Source organism: Streptomyces sp. NPDC054932 (genome assembly GCF_053610205.1).
In genome coordinates this window covers 1-2,497 of the sequence record NZ_JBSGXU010000367.1, presented here as the reverse complement: position 1 = coordinate 2,497, position 2,497 = coordinate 1, and the positions used below count along the sequence as shown (strand labels likewise).

At 72.8% G+C, this 2,497-nt stretch carries 2 protein-coding genes; one reads left to right on the top strand and one right to left on the bottom strand.

Annotated elements, in window-relative coordinates; all coding sequences use genetic code 11:
• Positions 1-106 precede the first annotated feature (106 nt).
• The gene (locus tag ACWGE1_RS40790; RefSeq protein ID WP_453425527.1) at positions 107-1,213 is read right to left on the bottom strand and encodes a hypothetical protein; all 1,107 of its coding nucleotides are present in this window, start codon (positions 1,211-1,213) and stop codon (positions 107-109) included.
• A 74-nt stretch (positions 1,214-1,287) separates the two neighbouring features.
• Here ACWGE1_RS40790 and ACWGE1_RS40785 point away from each other — a divergent pair, with 74 nt between their 5' ends.
• Positions 1,288-2,445, top strand: coding sequence for a cystathionine gamma-synthase (locus ACWGE1_RS40785; protein WP_453425526.1), 1,158 nt, complete (start codon positions 1,288-1,290; stop codon positions 2,443-2,445).
• Positions 2,446-2,497: the final 52 nt, after the last annotated feature.

Here is a 2,497-nt window from a genome sequence, read left to right as displayed (position 1 = left end):
TTTTAAGACCCCGCCCCGGGCCGGGGGGCCCCCCCCCCACCCCGGCGCCGGGGGGGGGGCGGGGGGCGCCCGGGGCCGCCCGCCCCCACGGAACCCGCCCGGAGGGCTACTGCGGCAGGGTCGCCGGAGACCCGCCGTTCGCCTCGTACCCCGCCACCGCCATGGCCCGGTACACCGCGTACGCCGCGGCCGGGTCCTCCGCCTGCGACCACGGCAGCGCGCCCACGTACCCGTCCACGTGCCGCACCTGCTCCATCGCCTCCGCCCACCGCTCCATGCAGACCAGGAACAGCAGCAGCATGTGCCGTACGTGCGCCACCATCGGGTCGTCCTGCCGCGCCGAGTGCACCGCGTACAGCGCGCCCTCCACCGCCCTCGTGACGACCGCGCTCCGGTAGAAGCTCGGGCTCAGCACGATGTCCGGCTGGTTCTCGCGCAGCGCGAACAGCGGCAGCGCCGCCAGCAGCGAGCCCTGCGGCGCGCGGGCCGCGGCCGCGTGCGCGAAGGCGTCGGCCTTCTCCCGCGAGCCGTGCCACTTCGCGCACCAGTACTGCAGCGCCGCGAGATGGGCGCCCATGTGCTCCGGGTTCCGGTCGATGACCCTCGCCCACAGCATGTCGAATTCCGCCTCCGGATAGGCCAGACCCCGCGCGATCGCCAGTTCCGTGATGTACGGGACCGGATCCCCCGGCGCCAGCAGCGCCGCCTTGCGGCACGCCTCCAGGGCCTCCTCCAGGATGATCCGGTGATCGTCGGAGCCGACCCCGCCCGAGTGCCGCCACGCCTGCTGCACCAGCAGCTCCGCGTGCACCTGCGCGCCGCCCGGGTCCTTCTCCGCGTCCAGCTTCCACGCCTTCAGCCACTGCGCGCCCACACCGGGCTGCGCCGCCAGCTCCAGGGCCGCCGCCCCGCCGAAGGCCTGCACGCGCTGCCAGCGCCGCTCACCCTCCAGCGGGGTCCCGGCGAGCAGCTGCGAGGCCGCCTGCCACTGGCCGGTGCGCTGCACGTTGTCGAGGGCGTCCATCAGGTCCTGGTCGGGCCCGGGGATCCGGATGTCGAGCTCTTCCTGCCGGTCGAATCCGTAGTTCGCCGGGTCGGCGGCGTCGGGGCTGCCCGGCGCGACCAGGCGGATACCACCGCGCCGGCGCCGTATGTACGGACCGAGAATGAACACGATCATGAGCATCGCGAACACCAACCACAGAATCTCCATGCCTCCAGCGAACCAGACCGAGGGGGGACCGGGCCAATAGGGGTACGGAACCCGGGCGGGCATAGCATCGGACCATGAGCGACGACAGCCACGAGCACCAGAGCTTCGAGACCCGCGCGATCCACGCGGGCAACACGGCGGACCCGCGGACCGGCGCGGTCGTGCCCCCGATCTACCAGGTCTCCACCTACAAGCAGGACGGCGTCGGAGGGCTCCGCGGCGGTTACGAGTACAGCCGCAGCGCCAACCCGACCCGCACCGCGCTGGAGGAGAACCTCGCGGCGCTGGAGGGCGGCCGTCGCGGGCTCGCCTTCGCGTCCGGACTGGCCGCCGAGGACTGCCTGCTGCGCACCCTGCTCGCGCCCGGCGACCACGTGGTCATCCCGAACGACGCGTACGGCGGCACCTTCCGGCTCTTCGCGAAGGTCGTCTCTCGCTGGGGCGTCGAGTGGTCGGTGGCCGACACCTCCGACCCCGAGTCGGTACGGGCGGCCCTGACCCCGAAGACGAAGGTCATCTGGGTCGAGACCCCCTCCAACCCGCTGCTCGGCATCACCGACATCGCCGTGGTCGCCGACATCGCGCGCTCGGCCGGCGCCAAGCTGGTCGTGGACAACACCTTCGCCTCGCCGTACCTCCAGCAGCCGCTGGCGCTGGGCGCGGACGTGGTGGTGCACTCGCTGACCAAGTACATGGGCGGGCACTCCGACGTGGTCGGCGGCGCGCTGGTCGCCGCCGACGAGGCGCTGGGCGAGGAGCTGGCCTACCACCAGAACGCGATGGGTGCGGTGGCCGGGCCGTTCGACTCCTGGATCGTGCTGCGCGGCATCAAGACCCTGGCCGTGCGCATGGACCGGCACGCGGAGAACGCGGGCAAGATCGTCGAGGTGCTCAAGCGCCACCCGAAGGTCACCAAGGTCCTCTACCCGGGCCTGCCCGAGCACCCGGGTCACGAGGTCGCCGCCAAGCAGATGCGCAACTTCGGCGGCATGATCTCCTTCCAGGTCGCCGGTGGCGAGGAAGAGGCCGTCGCGGTCTGCGGCCGCACCAAGATCTTCACCCTGGCCGAGTCCCTGGGCGGCGTCGAGTCCCTCATCGAGCACCCGGGCCGCATGACGCACGCGTCGGTGGCCGGCTCGGCCCTGGAGGTCCCGGCGGACCTGATCCGCGTCTCGGTCGGCATCGAGAACGCCGACGACCTGATCGCGGACCTCACCCAGGCCCTGGGCTGACCCCACCCCCCCCGGGCCCCCCCCAAAGCGCGCCCCCCCCAAGCCCCAAACC